17 protein-coding genes are annotated in these 22,984 nt (G+C 39.9%); 11 read left to right on the forward strand and 6 right to left on the reverse strand.

Translation table 11 applies throughout. The features are described 5' to 3' along the window. Positions 1 to 30: 30 nt before the first annotated feature. Both QT16_RS05525 and QT16_RS05530 read right to left on the reverse strand, forming a co-directional pair. Positions 31 to 879: an MBL fold metallo-hydrolase gene (locus QT16_RS05525; RefSeq protein WP_039486908.1), complete on the reverse strand. Its 849-nt coding sequence runs from the start codon at positions 877 to 879 to the stop codon at positions 31 to 33. Between the two features lie 58 nt (positions 880 to 937). After that, a complete protein-coding gene (locus QT16_RS05530; RefSeq protein WP_039487029.1) occupies positions 938 to 3,223 on the reverse strand; it encodes a penicillin acylase family protein in 2,286 nt (761 codons plus the stop codon). 156 nt (positions 3,224 to 3,379) lie between these two features. Between QT16_RS05530 and ycaO the strand changes: the two genes are divergently transcribed. The 7 genes from ycaO (at position 3,380) to folX (ending at position 12,071) form a co-directional block, all read left to right on the forward strand. Continuing rightward, positions 3,380 to 5,140 carry a 30S ribosomal protein S12 methylthiotransferase accessory factor YcaO gene (gene ycaO, locus QT16_RS05535; RefSeq protein ID WP_039486910.1) on the forward strand — a complete coding sequence of 587 codons (1,761 nt, stop codon included), beginning with the start codon at positions 3,380 to 3,382 and terminating at the stop codon, positions 5,138 to 5,140. Between the two features lie 115 nt (positions 5,141 to 5,255). After that, positions 5,256 to 8,618, forward strand: coding sequence for an ATP-binding protein (locus QT16_RS05540; protein WP_039486912.1), 3,363 nt, complete (start codon positions 5,256 to 5,258; stop codon positions 8,616 to 8,618). 43 nt (positions 8,619 to 8,661) lie between these two features. After that, entirely contained in the window at positions 8,662 to 9,291 is a 630-nt protein-coding gene (locus QT16_RS05545) for a YceH family protein (protein WP_002962344.1), read from the forward strand. 68 nt (positions 9,292 to 9,359) lie between these two features. After that, on the forward strand, positions 9,360 to 10,190 hold the full coding sequence (gene nadE / locus QT16_RS05550) for an NAD(+) synthase (protein WP_024589633.1): 831 nt from the start codon (positions 9,360 to 9,362) through the stop codon (positions 10,188 to 10,190). A 223-nt stretch (positions 10,191 to 10,413) separates the two neighbouring features. Then, the gene (gene folM / locus QT16_RS05555; protein WP_039486916.1) at positions 10,414 to 11,133 is read left to right on the forward strand and encodes a dihydromonapterin reductase; all 720 of its coding nucleotides are present in this window, start codon (positions 10,414 to 10,416) and stop codon (positions 11,131 to 11,133) included. Positions 11,134 to 11,155: 22 nt separating this feature from the next. Next, positions 11,156 to 11,710 carry a GTP cyclohydrolase I FolE gene (folE, locus tag QT16_RS05560; RefSeq protein WP_002962341.1) on the forward strand — a complete coding sequence of 185 codons (555 nt, stop codon included), beginning with the start codon at positions 11,156 to 11,158 and terminating at the stop codon, positions 11,708 to 11,710. A 4-nt stretch (positions 11,711 to 11,714) separates the two neighbouring features. Beyond that, positions 11,715 to 12,071, forward strand: coding sequence for a dihydroneopterin triphosphate 2'-epimerase (gene folX, locus QT16_RS05565; RefSeq protein ID WP_002962340.1), 357 nt, complete (start codon positions 11,715 to 11,717; stop codon positions 12,069 to 12,071). Positions 12,072 to 12,087: 16 nt separating this feature from the next. Here folX and QT16_RS05570 read toward each other — a convergent pair whose 3' ends face one another. After that, complete coding sequence (locus QT16_RS05570) at positions 12,088 to 12,522, reverse strand: YqaA family protein (RefSeq protein WP_039486918.1); 435 nt, start codon at positions 12,520 to 12,522, stop codon at positions 12,088 to 12,090. A 228-nt stretch (positions 12,523 to 12,750) separates the two neighbouring features. Continuing rightward, positions 12,751 to 13,116: a DUF4870 domain-containing protein gene (locus QT16_RS05575; RefSeq protein ID WP_039486921.1), complete on the reverse strand. Its 366-nt coding sequence runs from the start codon at positions 13,114 to 13,116 to the stop codon at positions 12,751 to 12,753. Positions 13,117 to 13,301: 185 nt separating this feature from the next. Here QT16_RS05575 and QT16_RS05580 point away from each other — a divergent pair, with 185 nt between their 5' ends. The 4 genes from QT16_RS05580 (at position 13,302) to QT16_RS05595 (ending at position 17,034) form a co-directional block, all read left to right on the forward strand. Beyond that, entirely contained in the window at positions 13,302 to 14,003 is a 702-nt protein-coding gene (locus QT16_RS05580) for a spondin domain-containing protein (RefSeq protein ID WP_002962336.1), read from the forward strand. A gap of 10 nt (positions 14,004 to 14,013) precedes the next feature. Beyond that, positions 14,014 to 14,748 carry a spondin domain-containing protein gene (locus QT16_RS05585; RefSeq protein ID WP_039486924.1) on the forward strand — a complete coding sequence of 245 codons (735 nt, stop codon included), beginning with the start codon at positions 14,014 to 14,016 and terminating at the stop codon, positions 14,746 to 14,748. A 62-nt stretch (positions 14,749 to 14,810) separates the two neighbouring features. Beyond that, positions 14,811 to 15,536, forward strand: coding sequence for a response regulator transcription factor (locus QT16_RS05590; protein ID WP_002962333.1), 726 nt, complete (start codon positions 14,811 to 14,813; stop codon positions 15,534 to 15,536). A gap of 10 nt (positions 15,537 to 15,546) precedes the next feature. Beyond that, positions 15,547 to 17,034, forward strand: coding sequence for a sensor histidine kinase (locus QT16_RS05595; RefSeq protein WP_033021861.1), 1,488 nt, complete (start codon positions 15,547 to 15,549; stop codon positions 17,032 to 17,034). 43 nt (positions 17,035 to 17,077) lie between these two features. On the opposite strand, the gene QT16_RS05600 is transcribed toward QT16_RS05595, so the two are convergent. Next, positions 17,078 to 19,252 (reverse strand): S9 family peptidase, encoded by a 2,175-nt coding sequence (locus QT16_RS05600; RefSeq protein ID WP_039486928.1) that lies wholly within the window; start codon positions 19,250 to 19,252, stop codon positions 17,078 to 17,080. 137 nt (positions 19,253 to 19,389) lie between these two features. Next, positions 19,390 to 22,860, reverse strand: a complete 3,471-nt coding sequence (locus QT16_RS05605) for a S8 family serine peptidase (protein WP_039486930.1) — start codon at positions 22,858 to 22,860, stop codon at positions 19,390 to 19,392. Positions 22,861 to 22,984 lie beyond the last annotated feature (124 nt).

Below are 22,984 nucleotides of genomic sequence, written 5' to 3' on the forward strand. Positions count from 1 at the left end.
CTTTGTATCATGTTTTTTACGTTACGCGTACTACTTTAAGCTACGATAAAAAAGTGTGGTTACTTTCTCTTTTGGTAACCAGCCTGCGTATTCAAGATTCAGCTCAGCCAATGGATCGGCTTTAAGTACTTGCTCTAAGCTTGCATTATTTTGCATTGCTTTTAGCATTACGTCTTTCGCGTTTTGAACTAGCTTACCATACGCTATCAGTCCTGAACGGTCACTTACCTTGCCATGTCCTGGTATTACTTTAGTGTTGTCGTCAATTTGATTAACTACATCGTTTACTGCCGCTAAAATACCATCAACGCTGCCGCCGCTATCTACATCAACAAACGGTAAGCTGCCAAAATTAAAGTAAATGTCGCCCATGTGCACTATGTTGTCGTTACTAAAAAAGATAACCGAATCGCCATCGGTGTGTGCATGTTCGTAATGCACTACATGGGCGTGTTCGTTATTAAAATGTAGTTTTAAGTCATGACCAAAACTAATGCGCGGTAAAAAGTCTGACCCTTCCCCGTGCTGCTCTTCTAAACGTTTGTGTACATTGTCGTGCGCTATAACATGCGCACCCGCTTTAGCAAAGTTCTCGTTGCCACCGGTATGATCGCCATGATGGTGAGTATTAATAACAAACTCTGCACTGCCTGGTTTTAAATCGCTAATGGTTTTTTTAATATCATCTGAGAGCTTGGCAAACTGATCATCAATAATATAAATCCCATCATCACCTACACTTGCTGCAATATTACCGCCTTGCCCAAATAGTACGTATACATGCTCACTTAGCTTTTGTGCTGTTACTGGGCCATCATCTGCTTGCGCTGTAGTGCTTAGTAATAAACCTGTTATTAATGCGGGTAGTATTTTTTTCATTTTAGTTCTCTGTTGTTTTATTGGTAATTATATAGAACGTGTTTAGCTATACTTTAGTTCATCGTGTCGGCTTTATTACTATTTGATGTATTAATTCTTGCGGCAATAAAGGTGTATGTTTACCCTCTACGTAATCACTAAACCCCGCTCTGTAAAATTCAGAAAGAGGGTGCCCCGATTGCCCACCAGGAATAGCTAAAATTGCATGCTCTAAATGCCCAGGTTGAGCAATAAAACGCTGCGATGCGCCAAAACTACGCCCTTGTACGGCGGGCATATAACTATCTCCAAAACCTGCTGCTGTGGGCATATTTAATAACTTAGCAAGTAACGGCATTTGCTTTGCAAACGGATGCTCTATCACTAACTCATTTACCTTGCCCCACTGCCAGTTTTGTACGTTATTACCAAATTGTTCTGTAAGCTTAGTAATAGTTTGGCTAAATGCTCCTTGTAACTGCTCATCCCAGCTTTTAAATTGTGGGTTTATCCATGTGTCGGGCTTGTTGTTTATAAGCTGCCAAACAGCGGGCTCTAAATCTCGTTTTACGTATTTAAGTGTGCCTTGTTGTTTATTTAATTCATCTTCCATACTGCTAAATAAAATATTAATCACTGCATCGCGGTAGCGCTTAACCAAGGTGTACCCTGTGGAGGTTGAACACGCACATTGCTGCCAGTTTTCAAGCGCTGTTATATATTGCTGATTTTTAGTTATATCGGCTTTTAATTGCTTTAATAGTAGAGCATGCCAAGGCATTAAAAAGCGAGCTTGATTATCAAGTTGTAATGCGTAAAAGTCGCTCTCAGCAAATGTTTGTTTTTCAAATAATCTATCGCGAATTTGACTCGAACGTGCGCCGAGTGCATAGCCACCATTACCAAAGCGGGCGTTATCTTCAGCCGATACCGCGCGAGAATTACCAGTCCATAATCGACCGTTTTGCGGGTTTTTAATGAAAGGGCGTTGTAATTCATTTTGCTGCCAAAGTGCTGAGTAGTCATCGGCATTTACGCTAAGCTCACTTGGCGTTTTACGAGCCGGTATACCGCCCATGTTTTTCCACGCTGCGCTACCAAGGCTATCTACCACCATTAAATTTTGCACCGGAATACCCACATCGCTTGCTACAGCAAGTGCATCATCTACTGTTTTGGCTTGTTCTAACTTCACTAGCTGCATATTAACGGCATAAGATTGATGTGCAGTCCAGCTAAGTGCGTAAGGCTTTTCGTTAATGTATTTTACAGGGCCATATTCACTGAGTATTAATGAGTAGTTTTCGACCTCCCCATCGGGTAATGCAATAGGTTCATCTACTTGCCATGTTTTACTATCATCGTTTAATGCAATCCAATCGGCTGTATCTAAATAACCGTTAGTAAATCCCCATGCAACATTGTTGTTAGTGCCAACAACAATGGCTGGTGCGCCGGGCAGCGATACACCGGTTACCTGAGTCTGCTCACCACTGTGCATGTAATTTAATTGTGCCCTGTACCAAATTACAGGTACTGCCATCGATAAATGCATATCATCCGACACCATTCCAGCCCCTGTTTTAGTAAGCGCTCCTGTAACAGCCCAGTTGTTACTGCCACGCTCTTGGTTAGCTTCAATACTTTTAACTATATGCTCTGTTTGATTGGGGAAAGTAGGTATGCCGTCGCTATAAGGCGCTAATTTGCTGCCATCAAGCGCGGCTTGGTACTTACTTGGTTGCGTTAAAAAATCAACCATTTGCTTTGTATACGCTTGCTCAATTTGAATAAGTGCTTGGTCGCGCTCAAATGTGGCGCTTTGTAAATCAAGGTACATGCTAAATATCACCAGTAGGCTGTCTTCACTTTGCCATGGCTTTTGTGCTGCACCTGTTAGTAAATATTCAAAGCTTGAATACCCTACTTGCGCTAAGCCTTCGTTTACACCTTGAGCGTAACTTTTAAGTAATTGCTTATCTGCCTCTGGCAGGGTTTGTAAAATAATTTGGCTGCGTTTACGTAATTGATGAAAACGCATTTTTTTATCGAGCCCCAACGCTGCTTCGCCAAATAATTCACTTAACTCACCTGCGGCATTACGCCTGAGTAAATCCATTTGAAAAAATCGGTCTTGGCCATGCGCATAACCTAAACCATAGGCAGCGTCGTTTCGGCTGTCTGCATTTATTACTGCTTGCCCTAGTGCATCGCGCGAAATTTTTACAGGCTCTACCACCGCGTTACTGCGTCCGTTTCCATCAAGAGCGGGTAAACTTAAACTAAGTACCCCATAAACAACAGCGGTACTTGCCAGCCCTAATATCACAATTAATAACAACAAGCGTTTGATTACTTTAAACATCACCGTTTCCTTTGCACGTTTTGACCAAGCGTTAAGCACATATAATAACCACAGTTTTATTAAATAATAATGTTCTTGCTCGCAAAGGGTGAAATAAACATCAAAATCCACGATAATGTCAGCTCCACACATCGTGCAGAACTAGTTGAGATCAATATGACTGAAAAAACATTTATCAAAGGTAAAGACCGCGACCTAGAATCGTCAATCTCTACCATGCAAAACAAGCTTAAAGCCCTAAACATTAATGTTGAAGAAGCGCTTTGGCTTAACCCTGTAGCTAACTGTTATTCGGTTCATATAAAAGACAGCGACTGCGGTGTTATGTTTACCAATGGTAAAGGCGCAACCGACAAAGCATCTATTGCTTCAGCACTTGGTGAATACTTTGAACGTTTAAGCTGTAACTACTTTTTTGCAGACTTTTATCTAGGTGAAGAATTTGCCAATGGCGAGTTTACTCATTACCCAAGCGAAAAATGGTTTAAAGTTAAAGGCGATGAAGTGCCAAAGGGTATTATGGATGAAAGCTTATGGGATTACTTTGACCCTGAGCGCGAACTAAACGCATCACACCTTTTTGATTTTAACTCTGGCAATATCGATCGTGGTATTTGTACCCTGCCATACACACGCCAACGCGATAACCAAGACGTATACATTCCGGTAAACGTTATCGGTAATATTTTTGTATCTAACGGTATGAGCGCAGGTAACACCAAATTTGAAGCTCGCGTACAAGGTTTATCAGAAGTATTTGAGCGCGCTATTAAAAACCGCATCATAGCCGAAGGTATTTGTTTACCAATCGTGCCTGAAGATGTTGTTAAGCAATACCCTAAAATTCACGAAGCGTGTGAAGAACTTCGCAGCCATGGCTTTCATTTACGTATTGCCGATGCATCACTTGGGGGCAAATACCCTGTAATGAGCGTAACGCTTATTAACCCAACAGATGGCTCTGTATTTGCTTCTTTTGGTGCTCACCCATCATTTGAAGTTGCGCTTGAACGTACCGTGACTGAATTACTACAAGGTCGTCGTCTTGATCAGCTAGATGTATTCCAACCTGCAACATTTGATAACGATGAAGTAGCAACACCAGAGAACATTGAACTGCACTTTATTGATTCAAGCGGTTTGATTTCGCATGATTTTTTCCGTGCAAAACCTGATTTTGAATTTGTACACTGGGACTTTAGCGGAACAACTGAAGAAGAATATAACTTCTGTACTGATCTAATTCATAGCATGGATCATGATATCTACATCATGGATTACACGCACCTAAACGTATACGCGTGTCGTATTTTAGTACCTGGCTTGTCTGACATTTACCCTGTTGATGAGCTTATTTGGCGTAACAACAACGAAGGCGCAAAATTTCGCGAAGTATTCCTATCGCTTGATCAGTACGATGCAGAGCAATGGATGGAAATTTACGACAGCCTTGAAGAAGCAGGCCACAGCGATATTATCCGCGCCGCAGAATTTATTGGCCTTGCAACCGATGCCGACACACCATGGCACACACTGCGTATAGGTGAGCTTAAAGCGCACCTATGTTTAGCTGCAGGCAGCGAAGAAGCCATTGATTGGGTTGACTGGATACTTCATACAGGCCAAGTAAATGAAGAGGCAATGCGCCACTTCCGCTGTTTAAAAGCAGTTCTTGAAATTAAATACGATGACGAGCGCGAATACGCAGATTACCAAGATGCACTAGGCTTAATGTTTGGTGCTAATAATGTAGCGCTGGCTATAGAAATTGCCGAAGGTAAAAAGCAGTTTAACGGTTTAACTTTCCCTGGTTTATCGCTTGAAGGCTTTAAAAAGCATGCGGCGCTACTTGATGGTTACCGCAAGCTACATGTAGCAAAGCAAAATCACTGGGCGCGTGAAGTTAGCGACTCGTAACTCGCTAAACCACTAATTATAAAAAATAAACGGCACATTTGTTAATGCGCCGTTTTCATTTGTGTAATAAATTAGCTATAGTTAATTTGCCTAAATTAACGCCACGATGTAGCAAATGCCACCATCTACTAACAATAAAAAAACGAACGTTCATAACTTTAAGTTGACCTTTTGGTTATCGCTTACGCTAACTGTACTAGTTGGTATCGTTCTTGATCGTATTAACTACAATCGTGTTAAAGATGCTCATCGCCTACAAATTCTTTCTGAAGTAAGTACATATCGAGCTCAATTAGAATCTATTTTAGTTTCTAATATCCAACTAGTTCGAGGTCTAGGTGTTGCCGTAGCGGCGCAGCCTGATTTACAGCAAACACAATTTGAACAAATTGCCCAACCACTATTTAAAACCTCAAATGAGCTTCGCAATATTGGTGGCGCTCCTGATATGGTAATTCGCATGACTTACCCCTTAAAAGGTAATGAAAAAGCACTCGGTTTAAACTTTTTAGAAGAAAAAAACCAACGCGCTGATGCTATTAGAGCTCGCGATACAAATACCATTGTAATGGCTGGCCCATTAAAATTAATCCAAGGTGACATAGCACTTATAGCCCGAGTTCCTGTTTACATACCGCCAGATAATCGCTTTTGGGGATTACTTTCAGTTGTTCTCAACATTGACAAAGTCTATGAAAATTCAGGTATTTATGAGCTAGAAAAAGAATACAACGTCGCTTTACAAGGCAGGCATGGACTTGGCAGTAAAGGGGAGTTTTTTTACGGTAATCAAAACATAATAGAGCAAGACCCCCTTGAGTTTACGTTAAGCTTTCAAGGTGGCAATTGGCAACTTTACGTAGCACCTAAAATAGGTTGGAGCCCACCAAATTCAGCTGTATGGCCACTTAGGCTATCAATTATAATTATTTGCGGGTTATTAATTTGGGCCTTTTTATTCTTTTTGAAAATGCTTAATCGTCAGCAACAAAATGAAAAAATGCTTGAGGCAATGAGTGATCTAGCCCAAATAGGCGCATGGTCATTTAATTTAGAAACGAAACAAGTGTATTGGTCTGATATGACCAAAAAACTATTTAAATACCCATTAAATAGCCAACCAGAATGGCCTAAAGATTTAAATTACTTTAAAAAAGGCACTAGCAGAGAAACAATTAAACCTTTAATTGAACGAGCTATAAAATATGGTGAAAGCTACGAAGTTGAATTAGAAGTAATGGATGAAGAAGGTGAATCTGTTTGGGTACTCGTACATGGTGAAGCAGAACGAAAAAATGGACGATGCACACGTATTTTTGGCTCATTACAGAATATTGATACCCGTAAAAAGATTGAATTAGAAAATAATAAAACAGCATTACACAACGAAATTTTAGCTTCCCTTACCGTTAATAAATTAATATTAACTGGGCAACTGAGCCAATCAAAAGATATTATTACTAAAGCAATCTGCCAAGCATTTGATATTAAACGTGCCAGTATTTGGTTTTTTAATGAAGACAAATCCCAACTAAGCCCTTTTGCCATACATAGTAAACATTCGTCTAGTGATAAAATTGACTCTATTTGGCTAAGAAAAAATCTTCCCGGCTTTTTTAATGCAATAGATCACCAGCCTGTATTTAATGTGCCTGACGCCCAAGAACACCCAATACTCGAGCCAATTAAAGAACAGTATTTAATGACTCTTGAGATTAAATCAATGCTGTGCGTAATAATCCCTGCAGGAAGTGGCGCTATAGGAGTCGTTTGCGCAGAGCAATGCCAATCAAAACGCTACTGGTCTAAAAACGAAGAAAGCTTTTTAATTGCCGTTGCTGCGTTAATAGGCAGCTTGCACTCAAGCCAACAGCGAATTGAAACCGAACAAAAACTAGTTTCAGCCAAAGAAACCGCCGAACAAGCTGTTGAAGCTAAAAGTGAATTTTTAGCGAGTATGAGCCACGAAATTCGCACCCCAATGAACGGTGTTTTAGGTATGCTTAACATAATTAAGCAAACTCAATTGGACCTACAGCAAAAACATCATATTGAACTTGCTCAATCATCAGCTCAATCTTTGCTTAATATAATTAATGACATATTAGACTTTTCTAAAATTGAAGCCGGTAAGCTCGATATTGAAAACGTGCAATTTAATTTACCTCGGTTATTAGGCGAAGTGGTGGAATCCTTTGCTTTAAAGGTAGAACAAAACAATACAAAACTTATTCTAGATGCTACTCAAATAACTGTTAGCGAGATAATTAGTGACCCTAACCGCTTGCGCCAAATTTTGAATAACTTAATTGGCAACGCCGTTAAATTTACTATTGATGGTGAAGTAGTTATTACCGCCAAAGTGGATGAAACAACGGATGGCTCGTTCCTACAATGTTCGATTATTGATACTGGTATTGGTATTGACCCTAAAAAACAAGCGTCGTTATTTGACTCATTCACACAAGCCGATGCTTCAACAACACGCCAATTTGGGGGCACAGGGCTTGGTCTTGCCATAGTAAAACAATTGTGCGAACTGATGAACGGTGAAGTGAGTGTAAACAGTATGCAAGGTGAAGGAAGTACATTTTCTTTCACAGTACAAATACAACCGCGCTTAAGTAAAGAACAAGATTTACCGAGTCATTTAATTAAAAACAAACATATTTTAATTATTGATGAGTGCTCGTTAAATGCTAACACCGCTAATAAGCAGCTCACTGTTTGGGGTGCAAAAGTTAATTGTATACATAACTATCTTGAGGTTGATGATTACTTAAGTAATGTAACCACCCACCCTGGTGCTATTTTAGTTGATTACTACTTTTTTGAAAAAGCCCCACAAACGCATATCACCGCGCTCAAAAACTTTATAAATATGCATAGTTGCAAGTTAGTTATTATGGCGCCAATGAGTTATTCACCAGAGGAGTCTAAAGTAGGTATGGAAGTCGACTGTATGATTTTCAAACCTCTCACACCGTCTGATTTGTTTGACTCACTCACAAACGATAAATACATTGAACAACAGCAGCAACAAGCACAGCTTCAAAACAAGCTAACTAAAGCGCCAGTACTCGATTCATCAGAGCCACAACTATTGCTTGTTGAAGACAATAAAATAAACCAAGTGGTTGCCTCTGCGCTATTAAAGCAGGCGGGTGTTACTTTTGATATTGCCGAAAATGGACTTGAGGCAATTGTAAAGCTCAATGCAAAACAAGGTAAACCATATAAGCTAGTTTTAATGGATTGCCAAATGCCCGAAATGGATGGCTACCAAGCCACTAAAGCCATTAGAGAAGGTGATGCAGGTAAAGATAATGAAAATATTACTATTATTGCGCTAACAGCCAATGCCATGCAGGGCGATAAAGAAAAATGCCTAGCCGCAGGCATGAACGACTATTTAAGTAAGCCTCTCGATTTAGCTGCATTACAACCAATGCTTCAACAATGGCTTGGCATTCAATAAAGGTGTAAGCTAATAAAATACGCTTACTAATTTGAGATTATTTATGCAGTTATCAACAAATCAACAACGTATTCTTGGTTGCCTATTAGAAAAACAAAGCACGACGCCAGAGCATTATCCGCTATCGTTAAACGCTCTCGTGAACGCATGTAACCAAAAGTCTAATCGCGATCCTGTGTTAAGTCTTACAGATGAAGACGTGCAAAACGCACTTGATGAACTAATAGAAATGCGTTTGGTCACAATAGATGAAGGTCTTTCGGGTCGTGTAAATAAATACGACCACCGCTTTTGCAACACTGAATTTAGTAATCTGCAATTTTCTGCTCAGCAGCGTGCCATTGTTTGTTTATTACTTTTGCGTGGTGCTCAAACCCCTGGTGAATTAAGAACCCGCAGTGCTAGGCTTGCTGATTTTAATAACGTAAATGAAGTAGAGGCAGCGCTCAATAAACTGATTGAAAGCGAGTACGTCACAAAGCTAGAGCGTGAAGCTGGTAAACGTGACAGCCGATATATTCATTTATTTGGCGAACAACAAAATAATCCCGCCGATGCCTTTGTTGCTCTACCAAGCGAAGTAATTAAAGACAAAGAATTAAGCGATTTACTTGAAGAAGTAGAAAAATTAAAAGCAGAGCTTCGCCAAATAAAAGCTCATTTAAAACTTTAATTAACTAAAACTAAATCACATAATAAATTTATTGCGTATCACATATTAAATTTTATAAGGAGCTGGCAATGCGCGCCGAAATTATGGCTGAAATGAAGGTTCAGCCAACGATTGATGTAAATGCTGAGATAACTCGCCGAGTTAATTTTATTAAAACACGTTTGGTAGCAGCTCATTCACGCTCGTTAGTACTGGGTATTAGCGGTGGTGTTGACTCATCAACCTGCGGCCGCTTATGTCAACTTGCTGTAAACGAGCTAAATAAAGAACACGATACTGACAAGTATCAGTTTATTGCAGTGCGCCTACCTTATGGTGTACAAGCTGACGAAGATGAAGCACAAATGGCGGTTGATTTTATTCAGCCAAGTAAACGTATGACCGTAAACGTACAACCTGCGGCTGATGCATTGCATGAGCAAGCGATAGCTGCCGTAGTTGGCTGTGGTGAAGCACTGCCTGAGCAAGCTCAGATAGATTTTATTAAAGGTAATGTTAAAGCACGCCAACGTATGGTTGCTCAGTACGAAATTGCAGGTTTTTGCCAAGGCTTAGTAGTGGGTACCGATCATAGTGCTGAAAACATTACTGGTTTTTATACTAAATTTGGTGACGGCGCGTGCGATTTAGCCCCTCTGTTTGGTTTATCAAAACGCCAAGTTCGTGCACTTGCTACTGCACTAGGTGCGCCAGCTTTATTGGTAGATAAAGCACCTACAGCTGATTTAGAAAGTGACCGCCCAGGTTTAACAGACGAAGAAGCACTTGGTTTGAGCTATGAGCAAATTGATGACTTTTTAGAAGGTAAACCTGTGTCTAATGATGTTGAACAAAAGCTTGTAAGCATTTACACGCGTACACAACATAAGCGTCAACCAATTCCGACAATTTACGATTAATATTTAGTAGCTAAAATAAAGCAATTAATGCCTTTGAGGATTAATTGCTTTTTTGATCGACAGATTAAGAAGCTGCGTATATTTTAATAAATTAACGCTTTGAATTTTATAATACCAATTGCATTAAATTAGTGAGCTATTATAGCCCTATGAAATAGCGATAGAACGATGATATTTTTAATTATATTGGTATAACTACCCGCCAAAGAGAACACTGCCTTATATGACATCGCCCATTTTAATTACCGGCGCAGGCCAACGTATTGGTTTAGCACTCGCTCAGCATTATATAGCCCAAGGGCAGAGTATTATTATCACGTATCGTACTCGTCACGCCGCTGTTGATAAATTAGAGCAACAAGGCGCTGTATGTATTTATGCCGATTTTAGTACCGATGAAGGTATTAGTGCATTTATAAATACGCTTAAAGAGCATACAACATCGCTGCGCGCTATTGTTCATAACGCATCAAGCTGGGACTGCGAAGCTAACAACCCTGACTTTGCAGCACTGTTTGATAATATGATGCGTATACATGCCAAAACACCGTATTTAATTAATTTAATGTGCGCAGAGCTGCTTTTAAACTATCAGCAAAATGAAAAAGTACCTGCCGATATAATACATCTTACTGATTATGTAGTTGAAACAGGCAGCCCTAAACACTTAGCTTATGCAGCAAGTAAAGCAGCACTCGACAACCTAACCAAATCGTTTAGCGCTAAATATGCGCCAAATATAAAAGTGAACTCGGTTGCTCCATCGCTCATTATTTTTAATGAACATGACGATGAGCAATATCGAGCTAAGACCCTTAAAAAATCATTAATGGGCATTGAACCCGGATGCCAAGAAATTATCAATAGCATTGATTTACTATTACAAAGCCACTACATCACAGGGCGCTCTTTGCCTATTGATGGCGGTCGTCATTTAAAGTAAATATAAATAAACTGAGATATTTATGCACAATGAATTAAAAGAAAGTTATGAAAAAATCATCACCGCTGTAGGCGAAGATGCTAACCGCGAAGGCTTACTTGATACGCCAAAACGTGCTGCAAAAGCAATGGAATATTTAACGCAAGGGTATCGTCAAACGCTTGATGAAATAACTAATAAAGCGGTATTTACATCTGACGCTGACGACATGGTGTTAGTACAAGACATAGAGCTCTACTCTATGTGTGAGCATCATTTACTGCCTTTTATTGGCCGTTGCCATATTGCTTATATACCAAACGGTAAAGTATTAGGCTTGTCTAAATTTGCCCGTATTGTTGATATGTTTTCACGCCGTTTTCAAATTCAAGAACAACTAACGCATCAAATCGCTAAAGCAGTTGAAGAAGTTACTGGCGCTAAGGGCGTAGGCGTTATTGTTGAGGCAAAACACATGTGTATGATGATGCGTGGTGTAGAAAAGCAAAATTCAAGCATGCGTACATCAGTAATGTTAGGTAACTTTAGAAGCGATCCTAAAACACGTAACGAATTTTTGCAGCTTATAAAAGGTTAACCCTATGGCTAATGCAATTATTAACGTTACTAATTTACGCCTGCGTACGTTTATTGGCTTTAACCCCGATGAGCGTGAAAAAAAGCAAGATGTAGTGATCAATCTAGAGATTCACTACCCTGCTGATGATGCGTGTAAAACGGATGAAGTTGACCAAGCACTTAATTATAAAGTGATCACCAAAGAAGTTATTAGCTTAGTAGAGCAAGGGCACTTTTTACTGCTCGAAAAATTAGTTGCTGAAATTCTTGCCGTTTGTCACGCGCACCCAAGCGTTCATTACGCTAAAGCACGTGTTGATAAACCACATGCACTGCGTTTTGCCGACTCAGTGTCGTTAACGCTTGATTGGGCTAAATAAGCACTTAAAAACTTATTTAAAAAAGCTTTTCGAATCCTACGGCAAGGGCGATAACCGCTAAATAGCGAGCGCCTTTGCCTAGTGTTACAAACAGTAAAAAGGTACTAAATCGTACTTTAAATATGCCTCCAATCACCGTTAATGGGTCCCCCACAACCGGTAACCAAGCAAATAACAAACTATACACTCCATATTTATTAAATTGCTTTTGTGCGCTATCAAGCCCTTTTTGCGATACAGGAAACCATTTTTTATCTTTAAAACGCAGTACCTGCGTGCCTAACCAGTAATTAACACAGCTCCCTAACACATTTCCAAGTGTTGCTACGCACCACATAAGCCATAAATTAACTTTATCTTGAGTAATCATTCCCACCATTATCACCTCAGAAGAGCTAGGCAGTAATGTCGCAGATATAAATGCGCTAATAAATAACGTGAGATAAAGCATAATGCCCTTATGGCTAAACGTAAAAACCCAGCCTATAGCTGGGTTTATAATACCAATTTTATTAAAAACATGATCATTCTAGCGTATTAAATAACTCACTAACTACGTTAAAAATTATTTATATAGAACAACTATGTATCATAATTTTAGCCTTGTTATTGAGCTATTTTCTTATCGCTATAATAGATCACTAATTTAATGCAATTGGTATAAAAATAAACTGTATGTTTATTTTATCAAATTTAAACTAAACGGGTAATTAAACTCTTTACCTTCATTAGCTTTAATACTTGCCATTACAACCATTACAAACCCAAAAATTGCCACTATAGGTAGTAATATTAAGCCGATTGCTACAAACATCAGTACAAAACAAACTACATATGCAATTGCCATCGTTATTTGAAAGTTAAGCGCCTTTTTACCGTGCACGTCAACAACTGGCATTTCATCTCTTTTAATTAACCACACAATTAATGGCCCAATTATTGAGCCAAACGGCACCACAAACCCAGCAAGCGCACTTAAATGGCATAACATAGCCCACGTACGGTCATCTTTATTAACTGGTTCAACCTGTTGATTTTCTTCCATAACACTCTCCTTTTTGTTTTATGCATGTTGCCTCTTAACTAAACAAATGTCTACAAATCAACCAACGTATTTATGTTTAAAAATCACAGCGTGAAATCTTGTGATAAAAAAGTGATAAGTTTGTGAGAGTTTCTGGAGACGATTATTCAATACTTAACTCGAATCATCACTTACAGGAAATAATAATGAAAACTTCTACATTAACAATCGCAATTCTTTTAGCGGCAGCTAGCCAATCGACTATGGCCGCAGAATTAGACCTAAAAGTAACTAACCTAACCAAAGGTATTCACTTTACTCCACTGTTAATTACAGCACACAACAGCGAAGACACACTGTTTGAAGTAGCAACAGAGGCATCTACAGCACTACAAACAATGGCTGAAGGCGGCAATATTGCAGAGCTAGTTGCACAAGCAACTGCAGCGGGCAGTGATATGGCTGCAAATCCAGCTGAAGGTTTACTTGCACCAGCCGCATCTACAACGGCAACACTTACCACTACCGACGGTAACGAGTACCTATCTTTAACTGCAATGATGCTACCAACTAATGATGGCTTTGTAGGCTTAAACAGCTGGAAAATCCCAACAGAAGCGGGTACTTACACAATTAATTTAAATGCTTACGATGCAGGCACAGAACAAAACAATGAGCTTGTAGTTGAAGGCTCTGGCGCACCAGGTACTCCGGGTATTCCTGCGGCTCCAGGTGGCGACGCTGGCACTGGCGGTACAGGTGTATTAAGTGGTGATACAAATACTAACATTCATATTCACCCGGGTAGCTTAGGTGATGACGATTTAGAAGCGGGTAATAGCGATTTAAGTAATACAGTACACAGATGGTTAAACCCAGTAGCGCAATTAACCGTTACAGTTAAGTAGGAGCATGATTATGTCATCTGCTAACAACCTTAAAAAAAGTCTACTAGTGCTTGCACTTGCAACCACACTTGCAGCGTGTAGCGATAATGATAACGACCCAGTTGTTGAAGAGCCGGTCGTTGTTGAGCCAATTGTTGTAGAACCTGTGATCAGTGAGTTTACTATTACTTTTAGTAACTTAACTGCAGGACAGCCTTTGTCACCACTCTCTGTCATTGCTTTTGAAGATGAAGCACCTTGGTCATTCGGTACAACAGCTTCTGTGGGCTTAGAAATGCTTGCAGAAAGCGGTGCAAATGAAGAATACCTCAGCTACGAAAGTGCACTTGCTGCAATTTCAGCTGAAGGCGCTATTGGCCCTGGTGAAACCACCACAGTGATCATTACTGTTGAAGAGCAAGAAACGCTTAATTTGTCATTTGCTGCCATGCTTGGGAATACAAATGATGCTTTTACCGGTCTTAGTTCTTTAGATGTATCAACATTAGAAGTTGGCGGTTCGTTATCACGCACTACGACTGCTTATGATGCGGGTACGGAAGCAAATACAGAAACAGCTGAAACTGTGCCAGGTCCTGCCGCTAGCGGCGAAGGGTTTAACGAAATACGTGACGATACAGCCGATATAATAACGATGCATCCAGGCATTGTTTCAAATCAAGATGGATTATCTACATCAGCACTTGGTGTTGAACATAAGTTTGATAACCCAGTATCGAAAATAGTAATTACGCGCACGCAGTAACGTTCCAGCTTGTAATGGGGAAGTAAGGGAGCACGGATGCCCCCCTTTTTACGAGGTAATACATGCGTCACGAAAAAATATTAGTAGTAGAAGATGACAGAGAAATAGGTAAGTTAATTACCACGCAGCTAACGTCGCTTAACTTACATGTTGATCATGTTGTGAGCGCAGAACTAGCCTTAAAAAAAATAGCTAAGCATCCCTACGGACTTATTTTACTCGATATAAACTTACCACAAATGGATGGTTTGAGCTTATGCCGAAAAATAAAAGAGCATTACCCTACTACCTCCGTTATTTTACTCACCGCGCTGAGTAGCGATATGGACAGAGTTATTGGCCTTGAAATGGGCGCCGATGATTATATTTGTAAACCCTTTTTTGCACGCGAATTACAAGCCAGAGTAAAAACCCAATTACGCCACAGAGCACAACTACTCGCAGGCCAAAACAACGACAACTCTCCCGCTGATAGCGAACAAACACTAAATGTAGGCTCACTCAACATAGAATTTAGTTCGCACCAAGTGTATTTAGGTAAACAAGCCCTTAACCTTACCGCCACCGAATTTGATTTACTCGTTTACTTTGCACGCCATCCTAATCATGTTTTTAGTCGCCAGCAGTTACTCGATAAAGTATGGGGTTACCAACACAGTGGTTACGAGCACACGGTTAATTCACATATAAACCGCTTACGTGCCAAGCTAGAAGAACACCAACAAGCGCCTATCATCGAAACAGTTTGGGGTGTTGGTTACAAACTAAACCCTAGCCAACTCAATTAAGACACCTATTATGAAATTATCTTTGTATCAAAAATTAGCTATATCGCTAGTCGTGATTTTTTGCTTTATTTGCGCCCTAGTTTACGGCTGGAGCAAGCAACTGGAACTCACCTCAAAACATCATGCTGAGCAAAATTTACATTTGGCGCTTGCCGAGCATTTAGTACAAGATAATCCACTAATAAAAGAAGGTGTTTACGACTATAAAGCGCTTGAGAACCTCTTTCATACCTTGATGTTATTAGGTCCTGCGTTTGAATTTTATTTTGTAGACGAAACCGGAAAAATTCTTACTTACTCAGCAAAGCCGGGTAAAGTTAAACGCACGCACATTAGTTTAACGCCTTTAAAAAGGCTGATTAACGACCCAAGCGCTGCACCTATTTATGGTGATAATCCTCGTAATAAAGAACAACAAAAAATATTTTCAGCCGCGCCAGTATTTAATCAAGATAAGCTACAAGGCTATTTATATGTAATTATTGGTGGTGAGGCTTACGATACCTCACTAAGCACTGTAAAAAATAATGATAAGTTATGGCTGGCCGCTTTATGGCTTGGCTCTGCACTCGCTTTTTTATTTATTGCGATGCTAATTTTGCTACGCTTTTTTACCAACCCAATACAGCGCTTAGCACGTGATGTTAGCAATATTGAAGCCGCTAATTACAGCCTTACCGACACCAAGCTAAGTAACTATTCAACGCAAAAAAGTAACGAAGTGCATAGTTTAGGGCGAAGTATTCAAGCCATGCTTACCCGTATTAACGAGCAGTTTAAAGCACTTGAGCAAGGCGATAAACAACGCAAAGAGTTACTGACTCACTTATCGCACGACCTACGTACACCACTTGCTTCACTGCAGGGGTTTTTAGAAGTTTTAAATCAATCAGGTGAGCAATTAAGTCAAAAAGAACAACAAGAATACTTACAGGTATCGCTTAATAATTGTGGGCAATTAAAGCTACTCATAGAGCAAATATTTGAACTTGCTCACTTAGAAAATGGCGAAATAAGTATAAATAAAGAAACCTTTAATTTAGGTGAACTCATTTACGATTGCATGGCAAAATTTAGTTTAGCCGTTGATAAAAAAGGCATTAGCTTGTCGGTAGAACCTGCGATTTGTGACTTTCCTGTGGTTGCCGATATAGCTAAATTAGAGCGCGTGTTAAGTAACTTAATTGACAATGCAATTAGGCACACCCCTCGCGGCGGCAGTATTGCAGTACATGTAAAACGCAGTGACGATAATCAACTATTTGTGCATGTATCAGACACAGGCGTAGGTATAAAAGAAGATGAGCTGAATGCTATTTTTGACCCGCACTACCAAGCAAGTAATTCTAATAAAGAAGGGCGCCAGCAAGGTGGTTTAGGATTGGCCATTTGCAGAGGTTTATTAAAACTGATGGATAGCGAAATTTACGTACAAAGTGAAATTGGTAAAGGCACTATGTTTAGCTTTAATTTGCCACAAAAAAAGGTGCTTTCTTAAAAAGCACCTTATTGAGTTAAATCTATTTAAATATAAAGATTAATTACTTTTTAATACCCGCTAAATCAAGCATAAATGCATAGTTTAGCGCGGTATCTTCTAAGCGCTTAAAGCGACCTGATGCACCACCGTGCCCTGCTTCCATATCTATTTTAAACAATAACTTATTGTCATCAGTTTTATAGTCACGCAGCTTAGCAACCCATTTTGCAGGCTCAAAGTATTGAACTTGTGAATCGTGCAAGCCAGTCGTCACTAGCATATTAGGATATGCTTGCTTAGATACTTGGTCGTATGGCGAGTAAGACAGCATGTAATCGTAGTACGCTTTTTCGTTCGGATTACCCCACTCGCCGTATTCATTTGTTGTAAGCGGAATACTCGCATCAAGCATCGTGGTTACTACATCTACAAACGGTACCGCTGCAACCATGCCTTTATAAAGTTCAGGCGCTTGGTTTGCTACTGCGCCCATTAATAAGCCACCAGCACTGCCACCTAACGCAAATATTTCATCTTTTGCGCCATACTTTTGAGAAACCAATGCTTTAGTTACATCAACAAAGTCATTAAACGTATTCTTTTTAGTGAGTAGCTTGCCGTCTTCGTACCAAGGACGACCTAGCATTTGCGAGCCACGTACATGGGCAATTGCAAATACAAAGCCACGGTCAAGTAAACTCAAACGCGTGCTTGAAAAAGTAGGGTCCATGGTTGCGCCATAAGAGCCGTAACCATATTGCAGTAGTGGGTTAGTACCATCTTTTTTAAACGCATCTTTACGGTAAACTAAGCTTACTGGTACTTTTATGCCATCACGTGCTGTTACAAAAATACGCTCTGAGGCGTAATTATCAGCATCAAAATCACCTAATACAGCTTGCTGTTTAAGTAGTTTTTTATCGCCAGTCGCTAAATCTACATCGTACGATGAGCTTGGTGTAGTCATACTGGTGTAATAAACACGTAACGTGCTGCTATCTATATCGTTATTGCCATAAGTACCAATTGTATAAGCGCTATCGTTAAAGCTCAGTGGTAACTCTTTACCTGTTTTTAAATCACGCGCAATCAACTTTGATTGGCCCATTTCACGCTCTTGGTAAACTAAGTAGTCATTAAATAAATCAATGCCTTCGAGCTTAATATCATCGCGCGCTGGGATCACACTTTGCCAATTTGCTTTGTCACCTGCTTTATCAATATCCACTTTCATCAGCTGAAAGTTTACAGCATCTAAGTTAGTTACAATGTAGTAAGTATTCCCTAGTTTAGATATTTCATATTCAAGCCCTGCTTCACGCTCAATTAAGCGTTTAGGCATTGCCTTAGCATCATCAGCACTTAGTACCGATACGCCTGATGCTGCTGTGCTGCTGTGCCAAATATAAATTTCTGACTCATCTTTGCTTTTACTCATACCCATGTAGTAACTGGTATCAGTTTCTTCGTAAATTAGCTCATCATCAGCTTGTGGTGTACCTAATGTATGACGATAAACTTGATAACCTAATAAAGTTTGTAAATCTTTTTTAATATAATAAACAGTTTTATTATCGTTTGCCCAAACTATACCGCCGTTGGTGCCCTCAAGTGTATCTTCGAGTAATTTACCGGTAGTTAAATCTTTTATTTTTATACTATAAATACGACGGCTAACAGTATCTTCGCCATAAGCCATTAAATTGCCATTCGGGCTTACATTTAAGCCACTTACTGCATAATAATCATGGCCTTTCGCAAGCTCATTTACATCTAAAATAACTTGCTGATCGGTACCTGTAAAATCGCTGCTGCGTAAGTAAGTAGTGTACTCGTTATCGCCACGTGTTTGCGTTGAGTAAAAATAATCACCGTTTTTAACTGGGACTGAATCATCGTCTTTTTGGATACGCCCTTTTAGCTCTTCAAACAATTCACTTTGCAGCGTTTTGGTATGTGCAAGCATTGCATCTGTGTATGTATTTTCAGCTTCTAAATAGTTAATCACCTCTGGCGCTTTACGTTCGTCATCACGTAACCAATAGTAATTATCTACACGTGTGTCACCATGAATAGTCATCTCATGAGGCACTTTTTTAGCAACTGGGGCAATAGCTTGGGCTACTTGAACCGTTTTAACTTGTGTATTATTTTTTTTGGTTTCTTCAGGGGCTTGATTACAGCCACTTAAAATAGCTAGCGATAATGCAGCAAGTGCGAATGGAGTACGTTTCATCAGTCAAAGTCCTTGTTGGTTTTTATTTTTATTAAGTAATTAAATATACCTAAAAATAACCTGTGTTGTGATTTACTTTGTGAAGCTATGTAAAAAGGGAGCCGAAGCTCCCTTTGTATAACAATTAAGTTATAAAATTACTTTTGTTTACGACGACGCATAAATGCAAATGGCGCTACTAGTAATGTTAACCATGCAAGTGAGCCAGATGAGCTCTTTTTGCTTTCTGGTGCTATAGTCTCTACTACTGGTGGTACTACTTTTGTAATACTTATAGTAACTACAGCAGGAGCAGATACATTACCGCGTACATCAATGGCAACAACTTGAATTTCAGCTGATGAATCACCAGTTAACAATTCAGTATTAGTTACAACCACTTGTCCATCCGCATCAATACCAAAACCTTGGTGAGTACTTGATTGCACATAGTACTCTGACACATCTAAGTCTTGATCAGACTCAGTGATAGTTAGTGCACCAACAACTGTTCCGTTAGCAGCATCTTCTGAAACACTAAATTCACCACCAACTAGCATTGGAGCCTCGATTGCAGGAAGCTCTAACTCAGCACTATTCATCACTTTAACAATATCTAAACCAGACGTTTGTGATAATGCAAATGGACCGCTTGCTTCAACAATTGCTTTTTCACCCGGTTTAAGTGAAGTAACTGCTTCGCCAGTTTCCATAGAAGTAAGCGTTACACTTGGAGATGCTCCAAATGTAGTTGAGCCTTCAATACTATCTGTCTGAGTGAATACACCTGTAACATATGAAGGGTAACCTACAGATGCTTTAAAGTTCATGTTTTCACCAAGTAATGAACCATCAACGTTTAGTAGCTCACTACAAGTTGAGAAGGTAATAGTATCTTCACCGGCTGAGTGATAAAGCGGAGTAACCCATGCTAACGAATCGTTACCAGCGCCATCAGTTTCACCAATTACTGTACGGCTACGGCCAGGGAATGCTGTTTCACGACCGCGGTCGTTATAGTTTTGCATAACTTGATCATAAACACCGTCATTATCAGTATCAACTTCTAATCTGTAGCCTGCTTGGAATACATGCGTTAATGGGTCGCGCAATTGGATAGACGATGTTACAAAAATACCAGAGTCACAAGAGCTATCTGCAAATGCAGAGAAAGTAGTCGCTAAAATATTAAACTCAGCTTCTTCTCGTGTTTTCTCTGTGCCTGTTGCAACAATGCTTTCTGCAAAAGGAGTAATGTCTGTTTGGCCGCTATTTTCAACAATAAGTGCCATTTCGTTATCAATGATTTGAGACGAAACGCTTAATTCTGTCGCAGCTTTTGGCATTGCATGATATACAACGTGTAAATCGTGGTCTGTATCAGTGCTTGCGTCATTAAATACCAATGCACCATCAAACTCTACTGAAGTAAGAGCAGCGCTTCTTGCAGCAATGTCGTCTGCACTAAATGGGTTTTCTAATTCCCACGCTGGTAGTTTTGTTGGATCAACAGTTAGCGTCACATCAAAGTTAATTGACTGACCTGCAGGGATTGTTACCGACTCAGGGAAATCCCAGCTAATTGCAGCTGTATCGTCATCATTTTGGTAGCGAGCTTCAGTACGCAGCGCATACGTTTTAGCATCTGATGAGAAGTTCTTAACAGTCACTGTTTTAGTTAGAGACTCTGTTCCAGCCATTGACACAAGGCCGAATGAAAGAGCCGCTTGTTTAGTATTAAACTGTGTATTATTAACCCATGCAGCAACTGGTAAGTTGACTGCTTTAGTTACATCAACCAAGCCTGAACCAATCATACTAATTGGAGCCAGTTCTGAGTCAGGACTGCTTGCTAAAGGCTCATTTGTTACATTTAAGTCAGCTGCATTCATTATTGTAGCTTTAATCTCAAATGCATTACGTTCAGGATGAGCTTCACGTACCATTGCAACAGCACCGGCTGTAATAGGGCCTGAAAAAGATGTTCCAGATACAGGAGCTAGCTGATCTTGCGTGCCTGCTGCTGCAACTAATATACTAGTACCAGGAGCAGTAATTTCTGGTTTTAATAAACCATCCATCGAAGGGCCACGAGAAGAGAACGTAGCTACTGCACCTGCTGTAGTTTTAATTTTTACATCAATATCAAATGTTGCCGTATCGCCTGCCGCTAATTGAGCTTTTAAAGCAGCACCTGCAGCAAAATTAATGCCTACACTTTTAATAGTTACATTGTCATCACTGCCACCCATTGGTGCAGGAGTGCCATCATCTGTGTTATTTGCAATCAGTACAAATTCAGCACCTTTCTTCTGTGCACTAAGTACTTTAACTGTAAATGCACATGCACCACGGTCAATTAAAACCGCTTTACCAGTAAAATCAACATCATCAGCAAAATCAACACAACCATCTTGGTTTGTGTCAGGGTACACTAAATCGATATCTGCACCTGTAATGACAAAGTCAGTTTGCGGGCCAAAGCCTGATGCTTGAATATTACCTTCAATACCAGCAACAGTACCTGTAGCAGTACCAACTTCAGTTGTAGGATGAGTCATTGCGCCTACTGATAACGCATTTGGTGTCGTGCTTGGGCCACCAATACGGAATGGATGATCACCATCATTACCGGCTGAAATAACCATATTCACACCTAAATCAACAGCACGTTGAATTAGGTATTGCGCACCACCACCTGTATATGTATCGCCAAACTCGCCACCTAATGACATGTTCATAACATCTACGCGGTCTGAAATATCACCATCGCCATTTGGATCCATTGCAGCTTCTAATGCCGCAGCTTGAGCGGCACTTGGACAGCCACCACCACAAACAGAGTAAACATATAATTCAACATCTGGTGCAATACCATTTACTGAGTTTGAAGAAGACGTACCATGATTCGTTGCATCACCTGTAGAAGGAGAATTTGCAGCATCATTTTCAATTGGATCAGCATCGTCACGAATAAAATCGTAACCGCCTTGTATAATACCTTGTGGCCAATCAACCGTTGTAGGATCAGCTTGAGCAGCCTCGTATGCTTCTACAGTACCCTCACCACCAAATGCTTTGTGGGTATAGTCAATACCAGTATCTAGAACAGCCACACGCTGACCTTTACCAGTTACAATACCATCAACAATTAAAGGCTTAGCATTAATATATTCAGACGTTGCAGCTACATGTAATTCGTAGTCAAACATCGGTAATACTTTAGCCACTCGTGAATCTTTAGCTATTTTAGCTAAGGCTTCTGGTGTCGCTTGCACAATTAATGTTGGTGCTAATATTTTTGTTTTACCAATTATTTTTGCATCAAAGTCTAAGCTACTAAGCTCGTTGGCCATCGTGTTTTGAAGCAGCTCAACGTTAGCAATCATTTCACGACTGCTTGACGCTTCATAAGTGCCAGAAGCCACAGCATCAACAGAAGTTGCTGCACGTAAAACAATCATATGTGCTGAAGGCTGTTTTTGCTCAGATGCTAACTCTTTCACCTGTTCAGCAGCTTGAGGTGCAATCGTTGCATTAGGTAAAGTTGCCGCATTAACAAAAGTAGCAAGAAATGCACTTGAGACTGCCGTAGCTATAGCAGTTTTTTTTATTATATTTTTAGCCATGAGTTCCCCTTGGATAGGTTATGTATTATTGTATTTGTATTAATCAAAATGATTATATTGTTGTACTGAATATAAAACTTTTGGTACAACCCAAGCAACACCTTGGTTACAAACACATGACATC

Origin of the sequence: Pseudoalteromonas distincta (assembly GCF_000814675.1) — a bacterium.
GTDB classification, from domain to species: domain Bacteria; phylum Pseudomonadota; class Gammaproteobacteria; order Enterobacterales; family Alteromonadaceae; genus Pseudoalteromonas; species Pseudoalteromonas distincta.